This is a genomic window from Mycobacterium sp. ITM-2016-00318 (assembly GCF_002968285.2).
Taxonomy (GTDB): Bacteria; Actinomycetota; Actinomycetes; order Mycobacteriales; family Mycobacteriaceae; genus Mycobacterium.
The window spans coordinates 4294733-4313079 of sequence record NZ_CP134400.1; the positions used below are offsets into that span (position 1 = coordinate 4294733).

Sequence of the window (18347 nt, forward strand, 5' to 3'; positions counted from 1 at the left end):
CGGGGGTATTCAGGCAGACGCCCGCTGTTCTCGCGTGCAGGCAACCGCTCCGTCATTAGCCACAGGATCGGCCACCCGATGGCTTGACGTCAGGCTTGCTGTTGGACCCCAAGGACGCGCAGCAGGTCGGGCTTCATCTCTTGCAACTGCGAGCCCCAGTAACCCCAACTGTGAGTGCCGTTTTCGGGGAATTTGAAGATCGCGTTGCGGCCACCCGCGGCGACGTACTTCTGCTCGAACTGCTTGTTCGTCTGCAGCGTGATGTTCTCCAGGTACTGGGCACTGAACTGGGTACCGAAGTTCCCGTCGTTCGCGTCGAGATCAGACACGCCGCCGTTACCGCAGTAGATCCACATGGCAGTCCGGTTGGCCACCAATGTGTTGATGTTGACCATCGGGTCGTTGCGGCGCCACGCCGGGTCGCTGGTGGGCCCCCACATGTTCTGTGCGTTGAAGCCACCGGCATCCTTCATCGACAGCCCGATCAGCGTCGGCCACAGGCCCGACGATGGATTGAGATAGCCCGAAAGCGAACCGGCGAAGATGAACTGAGCCGGGTGCCAGATCGCCAAAGTCAACGCCGCACTACCCGACATCGACAGGCCCACAACGGCATTGTTTGACGGATCCTGGCCCTTGTTCGCGGCCAGCCACATGGGCAGCTCCTGCGTCAGGAACGTCTCCCACTTGTATGTCTGCGTACCTGAGCTGCCGGTGGCCGGCTGATACCAGTCGGTATAGAAGCTGGACTGACCGCCGACCGGCATGACGACCGAGATTCCCGATTGATAGAACCATTCAAATGCGCCGGTGTTGACGTCCCAGCCGCTGGCATCCTCCTGCGCGCGCAGACCGTCCAGCAGATAGACCGCGTGCGGGCCACCGCCCTGGAATTGCACCTTGATGTCGTGCCCCATGGACCCCGACGGCACCTGGAGATACTCGACCGGAAGCCCTTCGCGCGAATACGACGCAGCGTTCGGCGCTTGAGTTAGGCCGATCGCCGAGACCAATAGCGTCATCGACGCCACTGCCACCGCATATGACCATGCCCGGAAGGATCTGCTTACCACGCGTTCCGCCACCACCGCCACACCTCATCCGTTTCGGGCTCGCCTTCGCGCAAGTTAGCAACGGCACACGACAGGCCCGGCGATGCAGCGCCGCGCGTGATCGGCTTGTTATGCACACGTTCTTAGATCGTGAGGTCGCCTCAGCGCGAGCAGTCGAGCGAGACCGTGACGGTGCGGTCGACCACCACGGGGATGAAGTCGCGGTCGCCGCGGTCGCCCACCCGCACGAGTTCGGTGCGCTCCCGCGGATTGCGGACGCCGGTGACCTCGCACTGGTTGAGCGGCGCGCTGCCGAGGCGATCGATCTTGACGTCGAAGCCCTGCGCCTCGAGTTGGCCGATGGTGATCGCGGCCGACTCGGCATTGGCCGTACCGGCCAGCGAGAGCGCCGCGACCGCGAGACCGGCGCCGATGAGGGCGGTGCTGGTGATCTTCTTCATGGGAAACCTTTGTTCGGGCGAGCCCACGCTCGCTCTTGGTTGACGACTTCATGCTGCTGCCAGCAGGCAGGTCAGCGCTTGGAGGTCGGATGGAGATTCCGTGGAGATTGCAGGTAGATCGCCCTCGCTTTGCGCGTCCGCCTGACCAACTCTGACTCGGCCGGTTCCAGTCGCATCGGTTTCGGTCAACGATCCTGCGAGATCCGCTGTCATCAAGACGAGTCCAGTAGGGAAAGACCCGAACGGCGCCGCTGGATAGACGAGGACTGCGTTCGACCCCAACACCGACGACTATTCGGTATCGGTGCTCGCGCGACGTTCCCTAGCCAGACGCGACGACGGAGTCAGCGCTCCAGGGCGCCAACGGCGTATCGCTCTCCCCGCGGAACACATCAGGCAGATCCTCGACAACGTGCCACGTCGCCGCGAGGCGGCCCAGCCCGACGCACAACGCACAGTGCATGCCCAGCGCGACGAGTTGGTCCTCACTGAAGTGATTCCGCAGGTCGTCGTACACCGCGTCGTCGATCGCAAGGTGATTGGTGGCGAACAGGTCGGCGAACCGCAGCGCCCCCCGTTCGGCGTCGGTCAGGCCCGGCGCCTCGGCAGGCCGCTCGAGCGAGCAGACCGCGTCTTCGCCGAGGCCGTCGTCGATGGCGCTCTGATACCGGATCGACATACAGCTGCGGCACTGGTTGTGGAACGCGATCCGCAGCCGAACCAGTTCCATCAACCGCGGCGACAGTGCTCCGCTCTCACGAACGGCGTTGGTGAGTCCCCCGACGGCGGCCGCGACGTCGGGCAGACGGGACATGATCCCTGCGACGCCGAGGTTGATGCGGTCGCCCTGCCCGAGGTCTGTCGTCGGTATCGCCGCGAAGGCATCGGACGCTTGGATGCGGGCCATGGGTCCTCCGATCGGCGAGTTCGATGCGAGGGTATACCCGTGGGCGTTCACCCTTCGAGCAGCTGCCGGGATGTTCCTGCAGAGCTCGGCGACTAGATCCGCATGAGTTTCTCGGCGTTCCGATAGGCGATCGCACTGCGCTCATCTGCGCTCATCCTCGGTTGAATCCGCCTGCTCGAGGAATTCGGACACATTGTCGCGGACGACGTAGGGAAAGTCCTGGGAGTGAATTATGTGCCCTGCACCCATTTCTGCCAGATGGAACACATCACGCTCTGCGGTATTTCGTGCGTTATCCGCCAGGGGCCGGGGCCGGTTCAGACGTCGTGGTGGTCGTCGATGTCGACGGAGTCGTGGTGGTGGTGGTGGTACTGGTCGATGACGGCGTCGACGTTGTGGTTGCACTGGTGGCGGGAGGCGGGGCGGGAACACCGGTTGTCTCCGTCACCGTCGACGTGCTGGTCGAAACGGAAGTCGAGGCCGCAGTGGTTGCGGGGGCGAGAACAGCACATGCTACCCGTGCACCGGAGTCACCGGTCGCCATGGTCTCGGCGTCGGGGCCTGGCACGCCGTCGTGCGTGTACCGCTGCGGGATGTTGGCGAAGTTGTCCGGACCCTCGTGGATGATCAGCGCACTTCCCTCGGGACCCTTCAATTCATCCGCGGTGAAGGCGTCTGTCGTGGCGACGACCCTGCCGGAGCCGTCGGAGCGGATGTTCAGAGGTGTCAGGTCGCCGCTCGCCGGATGTTCGGTGCGCCCTCCGACCTGTAAATGGCCGCCGGCCGAGTTGAAATCCCCGGCCGAACCGCCGGTCGGGGCGACCGAGTTCGCCTCGCACCTGCCCACGGAATGGATGTGCATTCCGTGGCTGCCCGGAGAAAGCTTGCTGTTTCCGGTCGTTTCGACCGTCACGGTCGCGAACCCGTCGGTGAAATCTATCGTGGCGTTGGCAACCGCCGTACCATCGCCTGTTTTCAACCCGGCCTTGATGGTCTGCGAGCCGGCTTTGGATGTCGTCGCCGATGATTCACTGGCCTGATCGTTGCCCGTCTGACTGTTGCTACACCCCGCCAAAACAGCGATTGGTGCAGCGAGCATGGCAACGGCGGCAGTTGTGCGGTTCAACATCACGGTCGGGTACCCTCAAATTTGGTACATATCCGCAGTGCGCCGCAGTGCGCAAGCCCCTCAACCCCCGAGCGCCGCAACGGCCATGTGAGCTGAATGGTCTGCGCGACTCCGGGTCCGGCAGATATTCGCTGCGGGCGTCATGGCGACATCCACGCTAGCGCCGGTACTCCGGCGCGGACTGACGTCGGCGCCTTCGAGAGCGAAAAGACGTCATCGTGAACAAATTGACGTTCATGGTTCAAATCGCGTCGTTCGGGGAACAGCGTGGGGACTCGCGGCGTTGCCTCTGCGACGGACCTGAAAGGGAGGACCCCTCATGGCTACGGACTATGACGCCCCACGCACCAAGAACGCCGACGACACGGCCGAAGAGTCGCTCGAGGAACTGACCGCCACGCGGCGGGCCGCGGTCGATACGGCGGTGATCGACGAGGACGAGGCGGTCGATTCATTCGACTTGCCCGACGCCGATATCGCCGAGGAGCTATCGGTCCGGGTGATTCCCCGGCAGGCAAACGAATTCACCTGCTCGTCGTGCTTCCTGGTGCAGCACCGCAACCGGATTGCGCTTCAGCGCGGTGACCAGCAGGTGTGCGTCGACTGCGTGTGACGGTGTGAGTGCACGGTCCGCTCATGCGGGGCGGACCGTAGATTTAGCGAACTACTCAACTACGAAGACTGGGATCAACCGATCCGTCTTGGTCTGATACTCCGCGTAGGGCGGGTAGGCCTCGACGGCCAATGCCCACCAATGGTCACGTTCGGCTCCGTCGAGCTCGCGAGCCGTCATGGGCGCGACCGTGTCGCCGTCCTGAACGGTGACCGCTGGATCGGCTTTGACGTTGTGGTACCACGCCGGGTGCTCAGGGTCGCCGCCCTTGGAGGCGACCATGGCGTACCTCCCGCCCTCCTCGACGCGCATCAGCGGCACATAGCGCTTCTTGCCGGACTTGGCGCCGGTGGTGGTGAACAGAACCACTGGGCGATCGAGGATTTCTACGCCATCGGTGGTGCCCTGCTCGAGAATGCGTTGCGTCTGGTCGCGGACCCAGTCGGTCGGGCTCAGCTGTGGTTGGTCAGTCACGACCGACCAAACGTCGGCCACCGAGACTTTATTCCGGATTGCAGCCGATTCGATTTCATCCGGTGAGTGGGATCGCTCGCCTCAACCGTCTGAGGCGCCACCGGGTGACGCCGGCGAAAAGCATGGCAAGCACTCCCAACATGGCCATGTTGACGAGCCAGGCCGACGTGGTGTGCTGCCAGTGCGAATCGTCCGCAATCCCCGCGACGAGGTTGGTCAGATCGGCCGTCGACGCAGATGCCGCGAAGCCCCATCGTCCCGGCGTGAGCCACGCAAGGACCTCCATCAGTGGTCGGTCCGTCACCGGGATGAAGCCGCCCGCGAGGACCAGTTGCGCCATCAGCGTCATCGCCAACAGCACGATGACCTGATCGCCGGTCCGCGCTAGAGCCGAAATCGCAAGCCCCAGAACGACCGCCACTACGCACGTCGCCGCGACACCGACGAACAATTCGAAGACCGGGCTGCCGAAAACCACTGCACCCGACGGCCCAGGCTTCCCGATCGCAGGCGCCGTGACGATCAGAACGAGAATCGCAGATTGCATCACCGCGACCGCGCTGAAGACGATCGTCTTCGCGAGCAGGTATGCCGACGCCGACAATCCCGCCGCCTGTTCGCGACGGAAGACAGCGCGTTCGCCGATCAGATCGCGAACGGTCAGTGTGGTTCCCATCAGGATCGCCGCGAAGCTCGTCAATGCGACGATGTGCTTTGCTTCGAATGGTGGTGCGCCAAGCGATGGCATGTGGCCAAGGCCTGCATGGCCGGTGACGGTCAGCGGCAGCAGCCCGACGATGAACGGCAACACGGCGAGGAAGGCGAGATAGCCGCGGTTGGCCATGAGCAGGCGGACTTGGCGACGTGCGACCGTCGACACCTGCCGCCACACGCCTGAACCTGTCGGTTCGACCGTCGGCGCAACGGGCGCGACACGGCGTACGCTGTCCGCGTCCTGGGAGCCTCGCCCCTGCATGAACCGTCGGTGCAGACCGTCTGGATCGGCGCACACCTTCGTGAAGATGTCAGCCCAATCCGATGCTTCCAGAGAGGAATTGAGCTCCTCGGGTGGTCCGCAGAAAACAGTCTTGCCGCCGGGTGCGAGCAACAGCACCTGGTCGCACACGTCCAGAAACGTCAACGAGTGCGTCACGACCACGATCACGCGGCCCGCGTCGGCCAGACGGCGCAGCATCTCCATCACGGAGCGGTCAAGCGCGGGATCCAGCCCCGTCGTCGGCTCGTCGAGCACCAACAGGGAAGGGCTGGTCAACAATCCATCGCCACCGACACGCGTTTGCGCTGGCCGCCCGACAACTTGTCGATGCGAGTGCCGGCATGAGGTGTCAGCTCGAGTTCCTCGAGCACCGTTGCGATCACCCGCCCGCGGTCGCTTGCGGTGGTGTCGGCGGGCATCCGGAGTTCCGCCGCGAACTGCAGTGCCCGAGCGACGGAGAGTCGGCTGTGCACGATATCGCCCTGAGGCACCATCCCGATCTGGCCGCGCACAAAGTGCACGCTCCGTGCCTCGAACGACACCGTCCCGCTGGTCGGCCGTTCGGCGCCGGCGACGACTTTGGCCAGCGTCGACTTGCCCGCACCCGAAGGACCGATCACCGCGGTCAACGTGCCGGGGCGCGCCGCGAACGAAACCCGTTCCAGCAGAATGTTTTCCTCGTCGACGACGAGGGTTACGTCTCGCACTTCCAGGCCACCGGTCCTCGCGGGCCGGGCGCGATCCGAACGTTCGACGGTCCGACCGATCGGAATCGACCCGAACGGCTCTGCTGGGAGTCGCCAACGGGCGCGCATAGTCGTGGCGTTCGACGCGTCGTCGGCCCGATGCTGCAGGGTGGTCGGCGCTGTGGGCTTGTCGTTGTTCATTTCAGATCTCTCTCATCCGAGGAAGTATGCGAGTGGGAGGACAACCAGCAGTGAGTCGATGCGGTCGAGTAGGCCGCCGAAGCCGGGCAGCCAGTCACCGGCGTCCTTGACCTGGGCCTGCCGCTTGAGCATGGACTCGAGCAGGTCACCGAACAGGCCGCCGATGGAGACAGCGATGAGCAGCCCGATCGAGATGGTACCCAGGAGACTGAGGATCAGGAACGCGCCGATGATAGCGCCGACAAGCCCGCCGATCGTCTTGTTGGGACTCAGCGGCGACAGCGGCCTGCGCGCCCATCGCATGCGGCGCAACCCTTTTCCGCCACACCAGGCCGCGACGTCGGTGGCCGCGACGGCGAAGCACAGCAGGTAGGCGTCCGGCCAGACCATGACGAGGTGGGAAAGCGACCAGCAGATCCAGACCGATCCGAACGCGGTGAACGCGGTGCGCTTGGCGCCGTTCTCGACGTCGCCCCCGAGCACCGAGGGCACCGCGCACAGCAGCGCGACGATCGGCGCGAACTGAAGAAGCGACGGGCGCAGCCACGCCGCGACCGGGTATGCCACGGCCAGTACCACAAGCACGTAGGTGTCGGCCCGGCCGAGCTTGACCAGTCGCGCGTACTCGATCACCGCGACGACGGCCAATGCCGCGGCCAACGCCGCGGACGTGCCGTGGCCGAGCCAGACAGGGAGCCCGACGGCGGGTGCGATCAGCACCCATGTGCGCCATTTCTGGACCAATTCCTGCTTGCGCGAGACCAGGACGGCGATGCCTGCGACCGCGAGGACCGCCACCGTGACCCACATCAGGAACACCGCACGCGAGTACATGTGAACGTGCAGCGGACCCACGTCGATGTTGAGCGACATCCGCCGATCGAGGTGAAGGAGCCACAGGTAGTGGTCGATGAGTGTCATTGCGGGCCAACGGTTTCACGACGCGAGCGCGTAGCGGTCATCGGCCACGACGCCGCCCCGCAGTGCCAGCACCTGCGCCCGCAGTTGCGGTGCGGAGGTGGTGTGGGGATCGACAGGCGCGCCGAGGCGGACCTCCATCGGGGCGGTTGAGAAGCGTCCGTCCTTCGGCAGCACGTCGGCAGTCCCCATGATCGCCACCGGAACGATCGGGACACCGCACTCACGGGCCAGACGCAGTGCACCGGAACGGAATTCGCCGATGGTGCCGTCTGTCGAGCGCGTTCCCTCGGGGTAGATGACGACGGTCCGTCCCGCGCGAAGCGCTCGGCCGGCGGCCGCGAGTAGCGCGTCGTAGTTGCTTTCGCCCGAGCGCCGCACCGGCAGTATTCCGATCAGCGAGGTCGCGATGAAGCGCCGCACCGGCACGTCGAACCAGTAGTCGGCCGCCGCGCCGAAGACACGACGGGCCGTGGACGGCAGCGCCGCCACCAGCACCGCGGTGTCGGCGTGCGAAGCGTGGTTGGCGACGACGATGCAGCCGCCTTCAACGTTCCAACGTCCGGTCACGGTCAGCCCGCCCGAGACGGCGCACACCGTCCGCCAGAGCCGGTGCCGAAGCACGCTCGCAATTCGATTGGTGGTCATGCCGCGATCTCCGCCATCGGCCGCGTGACGGCGTTGAACGGCTGGGTGACCGCGCTGATTCGCTGCGTGGCCGCGTCGTACGGTCCGGTGGCCGTGCTGAACCGCTGCGTGACGGCGTTGAAACGCTGGTGAGCCGCGGTGAACGGCTGCGTGATCGCATCGAACTGCTCGAACAGCGCGACCCGCTCGGTCGGTTCGATCTGCATGTCGCGTCCCAGCAGCTCCTGCGCGCGCTGCGCCTTCAGCTCGCGGTGCGCGGCCCGCAGTCGCAGGACAGTGGTTAGAAGGGAGCCGTTCACCAACTGCATCAGCAGGATGGGCATGATGACGGGGAATGCAGTGGCCAGTACCAGGAACAGGCAGCGTTCGGTCTTGCCGAGCGGTCCGCCGTTGCGACGCGTGAGGCCCGCCGCGGCGACGGCCAACGATGCGAATGTCGGCAGCGTCGCGGCGAGCGCGGCCAGTAAGACCTGAAGCACCGGCCAGGACAACCAATTCAGTCCGGGGCCGCCGTGCTGCCGCGCCGCCCAGACCGCCAGGCCTGCGAAGGCGAGCAGATCTGCGGTGCGGTCGCCGAGTTCGTTGACGATGAAGCCCCATGGCCTGCTCACCCCACGGGCCCGAGCGACCGCTCCGTCGAGGTTGGCGCCTGCCAGCCGGAGCACCATGAAGACCGCTGCCAGCGGCCACCATCCGAACGCGATGGCAGCGCCAGCAGCGCCGGCCGCGGCGACACCTGCGGCGGTGAAGACGTCGGGAGACACTCGCCGGGCCACAGCGGTGTCGATGATCGGAGCCAGCCTTCCGGTGAACCACGGCTTCAACGCGTAAAGGCCGGTCATGCGGGTTCCACGAGAAGTCGAAGGGACCGGGTGATAAGTAGCGACGTCCGTATTCATGGCTGGCTCCTTTCGTGTCGTGCCGAGCCTGTGGGACCCGCTTGGTGGCGGTGCGTGCGATGAGTACAGCGAGGCCGACCGGCTACCGATCCCAATTGACGGACAGCGACTTCGGCCCGACCGAGGTCGCGGTGAGCCGGCAGGAATTCACCGGCGACGGCTGATCATGTCAGGCAGCACGGCGCGCACGCTGTTGATCGGGCCCCACACGTTGACGACGAGTATCTACGCGGTCACCTCAGCCGATTCATCGGTGAATGCAACAAGGGTCACCTCGGCTGCCAGTCGCGGCACGCGCGCATGTGTCACCCTGCAGTGGCGTCCAATACGGCCTTCAGCATCGCGTTGGCGCCCTGCTCCGCGAGGCCCTTCCGGTAGTGCTCGAAGCAGGCGACGAAGTCTTCGTGTTCGGCTGCGCCGCTGGCCAGTAGCGGCTCGATAGCCAGCGCTTCACGCGGATCGCCCGATATCAGCAGCCGACGGGCGGCTTGATCGAGGCGCGGTTCGCTTACATCGAAGGTCTTGCCGTTGTCATCCTCGCCCTGCAGCACGCGGCTCCAGGCAGCGAGGATGAACGCCGGGATCTGGTGGTCTGCGCCGCGCGCCAACACCTGCTGAATAGTGTTCGTCAAGAACACCGTCACCTTGGATGCACTGTCGGAGGCGATGCGGGTCAGCTGATCATGCATCGCTTCATTGGAGAAGCGTTCGAGCACTGTGTTCTTGTAGTCGGCCAGGTTCACATCGCGCGGCGCCTCGAGCAACGGCAGCACGACCTTGTCCAGAAAACGGTCCAGCAGCACGGGTACCTGGGGGTCGCGCATGGCCTCGGCCACCTCGCGGCAGCCGAGCAGCAGGGCTGGGTAGGTCAGAGTGAGATGGCCCGCGTTGAGCACGCGGACCTTCACCTGCTCCCACAGCTTCACCTCGTCACTGAATTGCACACCCACCTCGTGCAGTGCCGGGCGGCCGTCGGTGAAGCGGTCCTCGATCACCCACTGGCTGAAATCTTCTGCCACGAGCGGGATCTGATCGGCCAGACCGCTCGCCGCGTTGAGACGCTCCGCGTCTTTCGCCGTTACCGACGGCGTGATGCGATCAACAAGCGAGTTCGGGAACATCACGTTGGAATCGATCCATCCGCCGAGTTCTTGGTCCAGTGCGCTGGCGAAACCGACGAACGCGGCGCGCGCGACCTCGCCGTTGTGGCGCAGGTTGTCACATGAGACCACAGTGAACGGCTTCGTCCCCGCGGAACGTCTCCGCGCCAACGCCTCGGTGACAAAGCCGAAGACCGTGCGCGGATCACCCTCGCCGGCCAGGTCGTGCGCAACGTCGGGATGGTCGGTGACGAAGACACCCGATTCCGGATCGACGTGATACCCGCCCTCGGTGATGGTCAGCGTCACGATCCGAAGGCCCGGGTCGGTCAGCAACGCGAGCACTTCGGCCGGCTGCTCTGGCGCGAGCAGGTAATCGAGCTGGGCGCCGATCACGCGCACACTCGTATCGCCCTTGGCCGGCACGATGGTCAGCGAGTACAGACAGTCCTGGGACCGGAACCGCTCGGCCTTCGTCCGGCCCCGTTCGCCGCCGGCAAGGCCGATACCGACTATGCCCCAATCACTTTGGTTCGGCAGGGCCAGACACCGATCGACGTAGAACGCCTGATGCGCGCGGTGGAAATTGCCCACACCGAAATGGGCGATGCCGCGTTTGAGTTGGTTTCGGTCATAAGGGGGCGTGGCGATATCGGACGGCAACGTTGGAAGCGTGCCCTCGTTGAGCTCGGTCATGGCGGACCCTTCAGAACAGTGCTTACTTCTCGCGAAGCAACCGAAGGTCGGACGGTTCGCGGAGCAGGTCTTCGAGAATTTTGTTGCCTTCGGTGTTGTAGGGCTGACGCATGTGTTCGTCCCACGCGGCACGCGAACGGAACATCTCGAGCATCATCCAGGTATCCGAATCATCTAGAGGCTGAAGGAAATGCATGAACACACAACCCGGCTCCGTCAGCGTGTCCTTGCGCATCGACTGCAGCTGGGCCTCGGCCTCTGCAAGGCGGTCGAGTCGCGGTTTGATGGTGACCACCAGGTACAGCGGTCCATCGTGCTCGTCGCGATCATCGTCCGACAATTGGCACCTCAATCGAGTTCTGCATTGTGTCGATGAACCCGTCCGCGTTCTTGCTGCTCGCATAGGACGCCACAGCGTCGTAGAGCGCCTGCTGGAAGTTCGTCGACATGACCTCACCATGGGTCATCGACAGCAGAATCTTGTCACTGAACAGCGACTTCGACGCCTGGCGCTGGTAGGGAGGCAACGATGCCACGTCAACGTCGTCGCGGATCGGGACCGACCCTTTGAGCTTGTTGAACTCCAACGATGTCTTCGGGTCGGCGATGGTCTCCAGAAACTTCATGGCATTCACTCCGTCCTCGGCGTCGGCCGACACGACGAAGGTGTCCACGATCGCGAGGTAGGAACCCGACGTTCCGGGATATGCGACGTAGCCGAAGTCCTCGCCTTCCACGGCCTGATTCGCAACGAGCTCGCCGTAGACGGAGTCGTTCATCGACAGGAAGGCGCACTGACCGGTGGCCATCTTTTTCGCGGCCTGGTCCCACGTGACACCGGGGGCATCCGGATCGGCTAGGGAGACGATGTCGCCGAACTGGGTCAGTGCCTGCCGCAGTTGGGCTCCGCGCCAGTCGAACGAATCGTCTCCAATCCGCGACCAGCCTTCGGTGCCGACGACACCCAGCAGGGTGTTCTCGAACAGCTCGGTCTTGGTGAACCGGTCCTTCCCGCCGAGGCACAACGCGGTTTTGCCGCTTGCCGCCACCTTCGCCAGATCTGCTTGGAAGGCCTCGGTTGTGTAGCCGGGCCCGGGCGCCCTCACGCCTGCGTCCCGCAGCATCCGCTGGTTGAACCACAACACGTTCCCGCGGTGTGACCCTGTCGGCACGCCCCATGCCTTGACCCTGTATGTCGCCGCGTCGAGCAACGCCTGAGGCATGGTCCGATCCAGACCTGAGCTTTCGTACACGCCGGACACGTCGACGATCCGGTCGGCGTTGACCCAGGCGCGCAACGAGCTTCCGAGGAATGTCTGCCACACATCGGGGGGGTCGCCGGCCTGCAGGCGCGCGGCAAGCGCGACCTGAACGTTGCTGCCACCGCCCCCGGCGATGGTGCCGTCGACGGTCTCCACGTCGGGATTCGCCGCCTTGAATGCGTTGAGCAGCACCTCGAAAGCGGGATGTTCGGAGGGCGACACCCACCACGACACGACCTCGAGCCGGTCGGTCGCCTCGGAGAAGTTTCCCTTTTGCCCGCCACCGCCGCATGCCGCGAGGACGACCACCAAGAGGATGATCCAGTAGCGCTTCATACTGCCTGCTCCTTAACCATGGTGGGCGCCGCCTTCAGGTCGTAGACGGCAAAACAGGCGACGACGGCGAAGCAGGCGGCGGGAACGATGAAGGAGATCGCCGGGCTCGTCGCGTCGAGCAGGAAGCCCTGAACCAGAGGCATGATCGCCCCGCCGACGATCGCCATCACGAGTCCCGCCGCGCCGAACTTCGTTGCCGGACCGAGCCCTTGCAGAGCCACGCCGTAGATCGTCGGGAACATCAGGGACAGGCAGAAGGACAGCGCGACGACGGCGGCCACCCCGGCCACATTGGGCGAGAACATCGCGAACACACACAGTGCGACAGCCAGCAAGGCGAGGACCGTGAGGACCTTCGTCGCGCGGATCTTCCCGATGAGCCACGTCATGAAGAACCGCGATATGAGGAACACGATCAGGCTCACCTGCAGGAGATAGCCTCCCAGTTCGAGCGATCCGTTCAGCGCCTGCTGCGAGTACTGGATCAGGAATGTCCACGTGCACACCTGCGCCGCGACATTGAAGAACTGAGCGATGACCCCAAACACGTAACGCTTGTTCGACATCAGGATCTTCAGCGGTGACTGGCCCTCCATGTCAGCGTCGGGAAACTCCTCGACGATGGGCGGGGACTTCTTGATCGCGATCACCAGCCCGATCGCGATGAGGACGAAGCCGAGGCCGAGATACGGACCCATCACCGCACCCAACTGGCCCGCGCGGACGGCTGACTCCTGGGCCGGAGTCACGTTGGCCATGTTCACCGGCTCGTCCAATTTCGGCAGGATGAGGGTGGCGGCCAACAGCACACCGATGTTCGTTCCGACCGGGTTGAACGCCTGCGCGAAGTTGAGCCGGCGGGTCGCGCTTTCTTCCGGGCCGAGCGAAAGGACGTAGGGATTGGCGGACGTCTCGAGAATCGAGCACCCGGCGGCGATCGCAAACAGAGCGACCAAGAAGGCCTCGTAAGTCATGATCTTGCTCGCCGGGTAGAACGCAATCGCGCCGGCCGCAGCGAGAAGCACACCGGAAAGGAGTCCGGCCTTGTAGCCGAACCGCTGATTGATCAGCGCTGCGGGGATTGCCAGCAGGAAGTACGCGCCGAAGTACGCCAACTGCACGAGCGAGGCCTGGAAGGTGTTCATCTCGAAGATGCGCTTGAAACCCGCGACCATCGGCGTGGTGAGGTCGGCGGCAACGCCCCATGCGGTGAAGCAACTGATGAGGACTACGAACAACAGCCCCATCCCCGGATAGATCAAACTGGCCTTCGCCGGGGCGGCGTCGGGTGCGTCGGCGGGTTGATCGGCGTGCTCAGTCGTCGTCATGGTCTTCAGCCTCTTGTCCGCCGGGAGCGCAGCCCCAAAACCGTACTGTGATCTGGATCACGCTACCCAGATGTCAGCCCCGATGAAGCGAATTCAGCATGTGGGTTGACGTGGCCCTTTGTTTCTTTGCCCCCGGTTCGCCGACCGTTTCGCCGACCAGGGGTCGGGGGTGGCGTCGGGCGGGATGTGCCCCAGCCGGACTTGCACCGACACTGTGCGGGTTTCAAGTGCCTACGAACCCATCCGCCGGCATCCGTGGATGTTCACTTTCGTTGTGCTGCAATATAATTCCCACGCACGTCCCCGGTAACCGTAAGTGTGGTGCATGAGTTGCGACACCAACGAGACGGCTCGGCAACTGAACCGATACGGCGCAAACCGGGCGTGCTGCCTGCGGGGATGGCGGGGGCCCGATTCTTGATGCTGTGCCCCGCAGTCGGATTCGAACCGATCGCTTGCAGGACACCCCATTTGCGCGTACCAGTACGGGTACGGCTCCGGTGCGGCTACAAATCGCCGCTGGTCGCGTACACGCCGCGTACAAGAGATGTTAGCTAGGGCTTGGCGAGGGCCAGGCGGCGGAAGAGTTAGTTGGCCTGGGCGCTATGCGAGACTGGTTCGAGAAAGTGACTGGAGGGATGTTTTATGTCGGGCTTTACGAAGAAAAGCCTCTCCACCGCTCTTAAGGCGGCCGGAGTGGCTTCGATATCGGGCTGGATGCTGGTGCTCAGCGCAGGTCCCGCGCTGGCGGATCCGGCTCCCGGCGACCCCGGGGTTGTCGCAGGTCCCGCCGCAGGGCAGGACCCGACACCGTTCACCGGCACGGCGCCATTCGGACCGCCGAGGATCGCCCCCACCAACGGCTCAACGGTGGGTGTGGCCCAGCCGATCATCATCGACTTCCCCGGACTGGTCGATGATGCCGGCGCAACCGAAAGCGCCATCCACGTCTCTTCGGTCCCGCCGGTTCCCGGCAAGTTCTACTGGAAGACGCCCACGCAGCTGCGCTGGCGCCCGCTGAGCTTCTGGCCCGCCCACACCGCGGTGACCGTCGATGCGGGCGGCACGGTGTCCAGCTTCCGTACGGGAGACACGCTGCTGGCCACGGCCGACGACGCCACACACCAACTGACCGTCACCCGCAACGGGACCGTGGAGAAGACCATCCCGATGTCGATGGGCATGTCGGCCGGCGGCCACCAAACCGCAAACGGCACCTACTACGTCCAAGAGAAGATGCCCTCGGTGGTGATGGATTCCTCGACCTACGGGGTGCCGGTCAACTCGGCGTACGGGCACAAGACGACCGTCGAACTAGCCGTCCGGTTCGACGACAGCGGCAACTTCGTACACAGCGCTCCATGGTCGGTGGGCGACCAGGGTAAGCGCAACGTCAGTCACGGCTGCATCAACATCAGCCCCGCCAACGCAAGGTGGTTCTACGACAACTTCGGCGCAGGTGATCCCATCGTCGTGAAGAATTCCACCGGCACCTACACCAGGAACGACGGCTCCAACGACTGGCAGAGCTGATCAAGGGGCGCGGCGCATAAGCCGCCGGCCTCTCGGACGTTGTGAACACGGCGGCGCGCCTGCGCCGCAGCTCCGGGCGCGACGTAACGTACGCCACAAGTAATCCGATATCGGGTCATGACGCCTGTCGCGATAACACAATGCGCGCGCCGTGTCCTCGGTCTGGCGGCCGCCGCGGCGCTCGCCGCCGCATTGGTGATTGCCCCGGCAGCGACGCCCTTTTCTAGCGCGCCGCTGATTCCGTCGGCATCGGCGGCATGCCCCGATGCCGAAGTGGTTTTCGCTCGCGGCCGACAAGAACCACCCGGCGTCGGCGCAGTCGGCGATGCACTCGTCAACTCGCTGCGCGCCAATACGAGGCTGTCGGTCGGTGTGTATGGAGTCAACTGGCCCGCCGACATAGCCGTTGCCCCCGGCGCCGACGATATGAGAGCCCACGTGCAATCCATGGCGGCAAGTTGCCCGAACACCCGAATGGTTCTCGGCGGCTATTCCCTGGGTGCCACGGCGGCTGATCTCGCAGCCAGGAGCATGCCGCCGAGTATGAATCGGCACATCGCAGCGGTCGCGTTGTTCGGTAACGGCGCCAAGCGACTCGGCCCGGCCCCCGCCTTTGCCGGTAAGACGATCGACCAGTGCGCGGACGGCGACCCCATCTGTGGGAGAGGCTTGAATTGGCCGTCGCATCTGCAGCCCTCATACCTCGGCTCCGGACTGGTGGAGCAGGCCGCCAGCTTCATCGCGGGCAAGCTCTAGCCGGGCCAGCGACCGCGCGACTCTTACGCAGGACTGCGAAACATAGAACTACCGCGATGGCTTCGGGGTTATCGCATGACCACTGGTGGTCGGCTGCCGTAGACCTCGATTCGGCCGCGCACGCGTTCGATGAAAGGTGTGTCCAAATGGTGCCCATGGAACGCAAAACACCCGCTGACCAGGTGCCCCCACTGGGACTCGAACCCAGACTGTGCGGATTTTAAGTCCGCTGCCTCTGCCAATTGGGCTATGGGGGCCGTCGTCGCACAGCACGCTACCGCGTTGCTGGCGGCCGTCGAACCCGGACTCGGGACCGGAAACGGCGCCGAATAGCGCCCGTGACCACTGACGTTCGGCGATCCCCCGTGCTGCTTAACCCCGTCAACTAAGTTACGTGAAGTGGAACCGCCCCACAGTTATCTGCAGGAGCCCTCGGCTTCAGTGGTACACCACGCGGATTATCTGAACGCCCGGGATGACCTCCCGCTGTGCGGTGTGGCGCTCGCCGATTCGACCGCTCTGCCCAAGCCGGACCCCGCCGACATGTTCTGTCCTGACTGTGAGGCGCGGGTGGTGGAGTACCACCTCAGATGGTGGCGCGAGAGAGCTGGGGAGGCGACCGCGGAACTCGAGAAACTGCGCATCGAGTACCGCGAGTTGCAGGAGCGCGCCGGGATCGAGCCGTTGGCCCCCGACCCGGCCCAAGCCGACGCGACCCCGAGTCAACAGGACGCCGACGACGCCGAAGCAGAGCTGACAACCTTCCTTCGCCAAGCGCGGCGGGAACTCACCGAACTCTGCAGGCAGTTCGACGGTGCAGTTCCTTATTTTCGCCTGAAGAAGGTCATGGGGGCATTCAGCGACAGCCTCGACGATGAGCAGCGAGTGGCCCTCGCAGAGGAACTCGGCGCCGATGGCTCGTTAATACGCTGGGCCACAGTTCAGATCGAAACGTTGGGATGGCAAGTCTCGAACAGTCCCGTTCAGGAAAACACCGAAATGATGTGGGAGGAGTGGCTCCAGGAGACGCCGCAGGCGCCCGCGAAAACCAAGCGGCGCTTCGGACGGTCCAAGTAGAGCGACGGCCGCTAGCCCGCCAAACCCGCCGCGGCTGACATCAGCGCCGGCTTCTGCGCCCGCCGAACGTGCGGCCACTGCGAGAATTCGCCTGAAATCTTGCACTGAGCGCACGTTCGGTGCAGCAACACTGCGCTGCCGATGGCGGAGTGGTTACCACCTTTCGCGGCCGCTGTGTCTTCTACTTGATGCATGGGGGATTTAGTCACGCCGGAAGACGCGGTCACCACATATCGCTACGTCCGCTTGGCCTTGGTGGCTCTGGTCATCTTCCTGGCGGCCTCGGTCATCAACACGTGGTGGCATGCCAGCGGATGGCAGAACTCGATCAGCGCTTATTTCTACACCAGCTCGCACAGCGTCTTCATCGCCTCCCTCTGTGCAGTGGGCATCTGCTTGATCGTGTATCAGGGCAGCACGACCACCGAGGATGCACTACTCAACTTTTCGGGCGTCCTGGCCATTGTGGTGGGGCTGGTACCGACAGAGCGCGAGGAGCTGCGCGGGCCTGGGCTGCCCGAGGACTTCGACGCGAAGGCATTCGTGGAGAACAACGTGAAGGCGCTTCTCATCGCTTGCGTCGCCGGCGCCGCCGTCTACCTGCTCATTCAAGCCGTCCGAAGCAGGTTGGCGACGCCTCCGCAAGCCGAGCTATCCTGCGAGACAACCAATTCGCCCCCTGGTGACGCGAAGCCGTTGCCACCAGTGCTCGCCGCCGTCGTTCGATTCCTGGGAAGCGTGTTATCCGCCGCGGCCCCAGCGCTCCGCTGGCTGGAACGGGTGCTCCCCCGCCTTCTCCTGGCAGCGCTCACCGCGGGTGCAGTGGTGTTCTTTGTCGACCTGCCGTCATTCGTCGAAAACTCTCACACCTTCGCGGCTTACGGCATGTTCGGGGGCATCACCGTGGTCGCCGTGCACTACGCGTGCTACGCCGCGATCCGGAAGGACCGTGGGCCGCGAACTCGTCTCGCATTCGTGATCGCCTATCTGATCATCGCCGCGCTGATGGTCGTGACCCTTCTCGTCGTGGGCCTTTTCCAGGTCACGGGCAATGGCCTCGGCCTGCTGGTCGTGGAGTTCATCGTCATTGGCGAGTTCGCGGCGTTCTGGCTCTTCCAGTCGATAGACCTATGGGAACTCGAGAAGTACCAGGTGCAATCTCTGAGCCAAGTGCTGACAGAGCTGGAAGAAAGCCGTTAAGGACCGACGCTTCGCCGTCAAGAAACCGTTAACGCCAGCGGCCTGACTTCTCCGCGCGAGCAGACGCAAAAGTA

The 18347-nt window shown here is 64.4% G+C and carries 19 protein-coding genes and 1 tRNA gene; 5 read left to right on the forward strand and 15 right to left on the reverse strand.

Going from position 1 to position 18347, the window contains the following annotated elements:
* Nucleotides 1-89: 89 nt before the first annotated feature.
* The 4 genes from C6A82_RS21000 to sodC all read right to left on the reverse strand — a co-directional run bounded on the left by C6A82_RS21000 (nt 90) and on the right by sodC (nt 3549).
* A complete protein-coding gene (locus tag C6A82_RS21000) occupies nt 90-1022 on the reverse strand; it encodes an esterase family protein (RefSeq protein WP_105347766.1) in 933 nt (310 codons plus the stop codon).
* A gap of 191 nt (nt 1023-1213) precedes the next feature.
* Nucleotides 1214-1513: a hypothetical protein gene (locus C6A82_RS21005; RefSeq protein WP_105347736.1), complete on the reverse strand. Its 300-nt coding sequence runs from the start codon at nt 1511-1513 to the stop codon at nt 1214-1216.
* 322 nt (nt 1514-1835) lie between these two features.
* Nucleotides 1836-2420: a carboxymuconolactone decarboxylase family protein gene (locus tag C6A82_RS21010; RefSeq protein WP_105347738.1), complete on the reverse strand. Its 585-nt coding sequence runs from the start codon at nt 2418-2420 to the stop codon at nt 1836-1838.
* Nucleotides 2421-2712: 292 nt separating this feature from the next.
* On the reverse strand, nt 2713-3549 hold the full coding sequence (gene sodC / locus C6A82_RS21015; protein WP_105347739.1) for a superoxide dismutase[Cu-Zn]: 837 nt from the start codon (nt 3547-3549) through the stop codon (nt 2713-2715).
* 319 nt (nt 3550-3868) lie between these two features.
* Here sodC and C6A82_RS21020 point away from each other — a divergent pair, with 319 nt between their 5' ends.
* Entirely contained in the window at nt 3869-4162 is a 294-nt protein-coding gene (locus C6A82_RS21020; RefSeq protein WP_105347741.1) for a DUF4193 domain-containing protein, read from the forward strand.
* A 51-nt stretch (nt 4163-4213) separates the two neighbouring features.
* Here the strand turns inward: C6A82_RS21020 and C6A82_RS21025 are convergent, their stop codons facing one another.
* From C6A82_RS21025 to fucP, 10 genes are all read right to left on the reverse strand, one after another.
* Entirely contained in the window at nt 4214-4636 is a 423-nt protein-coding gene (locus C6A82_RS21025) for a nitroreductase family deazaflavin-dependent oxidoreductase (RefSeq protein ID WP_105347767.1), read from the reverse strand.
* 55 nt (nt 4637-4691) lie between these two features.
* The gene (locus tag C6A82_RS21030; RefSeq protein ID WP_233217091.1) at nt 4692-5909 is read right to left on the reverse strand and encodes an ABC transporter permease; all 1218 of its coding nucleotides are present in this window, start codon (nt 5907-5909) and stop codon (nt 4692-4694) included.
* A complete protein-coding gene (locus tag C6A82_RS21035; RefSeq protein ID WP_233217092.1) occupies nt 5906-6520 on the reverse strand; it encodes an ATP-binding cassette domain-containing protein in 615 nt (204 codons plus the stop codon). Before C6A82_RS21035 ends, C6A82_RS21030 begins: the two co-directional genes overlap by 4 nt.
* 12 nt (nt 6521-6532) lie before the next feature.
* Complete coding sequence (locus C6A82_RS21040; protein WP_105347742.1) at nt 6533-7441, reverse strand: phosphatidate cytidylyltransferase; 909 nt, start codon at nt 7439-7441, stop codon at nt 6533-6535.
* A gap of 15 nt (nt 7442-7456) precedes the next feature.
* The gene (locus C6A82_RS21045) at nt 7457-8086 is read right to left on the reverse strand and encodes a 1-acyl-sn-glycerol-3-phosphate acyltransferase (protein ID WP_105347744.1); all 630 of its coding nucleotides are present in this window, start codon (nt 8084-8086) and stop codon (nt 7457-7459) included.
* The gene (locus tag C6A82_RS21050) at nt 8083-8928 is read right to left on the reverse strand and encodes a CDP-alcohol phosphatidyltransferase family protein (RefSeq protein ID WP_233217093.1); all 846 of its coding nucleotides are present in this window, start codon (nt 8926-8928) and stop codon (nt 8083-8085) included. Before C6A82_RS21050 ends, C6A82_RS21045 begins: the two co-directional genes overlap by 4 nt.
* A gap of 362 nt (nt 8929-9290) precedes the next feature.
* Complete coding sequence (locus C6A82_RS21055) at nt 9291-10781, reverse strand: mannitol dehydrogenase family protein (protein ID WP_105347745.1); 1491 nt, start codon at nt 10779-10781, stop codon at nt 9291-9293.
* A gap of 22 nt (nt 10782-10803) precedes the next feature.
* Nucleotides 10804-11121: a putative quinol monooxygenase gene (locus C6A82_RS21060; RefSeq protein WP_199193906.1), complete on the reverse strand. Its 318-nt coding sequence runs from the start codon at nt 11119-11121 to the stop codon at nt 10804-10806.
* Complete coding sequence (locus C6A82_RS21065) at nt 11108-12379, reverse strand: ABC transporter substrate-binding protein (protein WP_105347749.1); 1272 nt, start codon at nt 12377-12379, stop codon at nt 11108-11110. Before C6A82_RS21065 ends, C6A82_RS21060 begins: the two co-directional genes overlap by 14 nt.
* Nucleotides 12376-13707 (reverse strand): L-fucose:H+ symporter permease, encoded by a 1332-nt coding sequence (gene fucP / locus C6A82_RS21070; RefSeq protein ID WP_105347751.1) that lies wholly within the window; start codon nt 13705-13707, stop codon nt 12376-12378. Before fucP ends, C6A82_RS21065 begins: the two co-directional genes overlap by 4 nt.
* Nucleotides 13708-14352: 645 nt before the next feature.
* Here fucP and C6A82_RS21075 point away from each other — a divergent pair.
* The gene (locus C6A82_RS21075) at nt 14353-15240 is read left to right on the forward strand and encodes an Ig-like domain-containing protein (RefSeq protein WP_105347753.1); all 888 of its coding nucleotides are present in this window, start codon (nt 14353-14355) and stop codon (nt 15238-15240) included.
* A gap of 117 nt (nt 15241-15357) precedes the next feature.
* The gene (locus C6A82_RS21080) at nt 15358-15996 is read left to right on the forward strand and encodes a cutinase family protein (RefSeq protein ID WP_105347754.1); all 639 of its coding nucleotides are present in this window, start codon (nt 15358-15360) and stop codon (nt 15994-15996) included.
* Between the two features lie 183 nt (nt 15997-16179).
* Here the strand turns inward: C6A82_RS21080 and C6A82_RS21085 are convergent.
* Nucleotides 16180-16253 (reverse strand) — tRNA-Leu (locus tag C6A82_RS21085).
* A 142-nt stretch (nt 16254-16395) separates the two neighbouring features.
* Here C6A82_RS21085 and C6A82_RS21090 point away from each other — a divergent pair.
* Nucleotides 16396-17073: a hypothetical protein gene (locus tag C6A82_RS21090; protein WP_199193907.1), complete on the forward strand. Its 678-nt coding sequence runs from the start codon at nt 16396-16398 to the stop codon at nt 17071-17073.
* Between the two features lie 192 nt (nt 17074-17265).
* Complete coding sequence (locus C6A82_RS21095; protein WP_105347756.1) at nt 17266-18273, forward strand: diphosphate--fructose-6-phosphate 1-phosphotransferase; 1008 nt, start codon at nt 17266-17268, stop codon at nt 18271-18273.
* Nucleotides 18274-18347 lie beyond the last annotated feature (74 nt).

Excerpts from the sequence above, each read along its gene's own strand:
- C6A82_RS21000 (WP_105347766.1), bottom strand. The coding sequence starts at position 1,022 with ATGACGCTATTGGTCTCGGCGATCGGCCTAACTCAAGCGCCGAACGCT.
- C6A82_RS21005 (WP_105347736.1), bottom strand. The coding sequence starts at position 1,513 with ATGAAGAAGATCACCAGCACCGCCCTCATCGGCGCCGGTCTCGCGGTC.
- C6A82_RS21010 (WP_105347738.1), bottom strand. The coding sequence starts at position 2,420 with ATGGCCCGCATCCAAGCGTCCGATGCCTTCGCGGCGATACCGACGACA.
- sodC (WP_105347739.1), bottom strand. The coding sequence starts at position 3,549 with ATGTTGAACCGCACAACTGCCGCCGTTGCCATGCTCGCTGCACCAATC.
- C6A82_RS21020 (WP_105347741.1), top strand. The coding sequence starts at position 3,869 with ATGGCTACGGACTATGACGCCCCACGCACCAAGAACGCCGACGACACG.
- C6A82_RS21035 (WP_233217092.1), bottom strand. The coding sequence starts at position 6,520 with ATGAACAACGACAAGCCCACAGCGCCGACCACCCTGCAGCATCGGGCC.
- C6A82_RS21040 (WP_105347742.1), bottom strand. The coding sequence starts at position 7,441 with ATGACACTCATCGACCACTACCTGTGGCTCCTTCACCTCGATCGGCGG.
- C6A82_RS21045 (WP_105347744.1), bottom strand. The coding sequence starts at position 8,086 with ATGACCACCAATCGAATTGCGAGCGTGCTTCGGCACCGGCTCTGGCGG.
- C6A82_RS21050 (WP_233217093.1), bottom strand. The coding sequence starts at position 8,928 with ATGACCGGCCTTTACGCGTTGAAGCCGTGGTTCACCGGAAGGCTGGCT.
- C6A82_RS21055 (WP_105347745.1), bottom strand. The coding sequence starts at position 10,781 with ATGACCGAGCTCAACGAGGGCACGCTTCCAACGTTGCCGTCCGATATC.
- C6A82_RS21065 (WP_105347749.1), bottom strand. The coding sequence starts at position 12,379 with ATGAAGCGCTACTGGATCATCCTCTTGGTGGTCGTCCTCGCGGCATGC.
- fucP (WP_105347751.1), bottom strand. The coding sequence starts at position 13,707 with ATGACGACGACTGAGCACGCCGATCAACCCGCCGACGCACCCGACGCC.
- C6A82_RS21075 (WP_105347753.1), top strand. The coding sequence starts at position 14,353 with ATGTCGGGCTTTACGAAGAAAAGCCTCTCCACCGCTCTTAAGGCGGCC.
- C6A82_RS21080 (WP_105347754.1), top strand. The coding sequence starts at position 15,358 with ATGACGCCTGTCGCGATAACACAATGCGCGCGCCGTGTCCTCGGTCTG.
- C6A82_RS21095 (WP_105347756.1), top strand. The coding sequence starts at position 17,266 with ATGGGGGATTTAGTCACGCCGGAAGACGCGGTCACCACATATCGCTAC.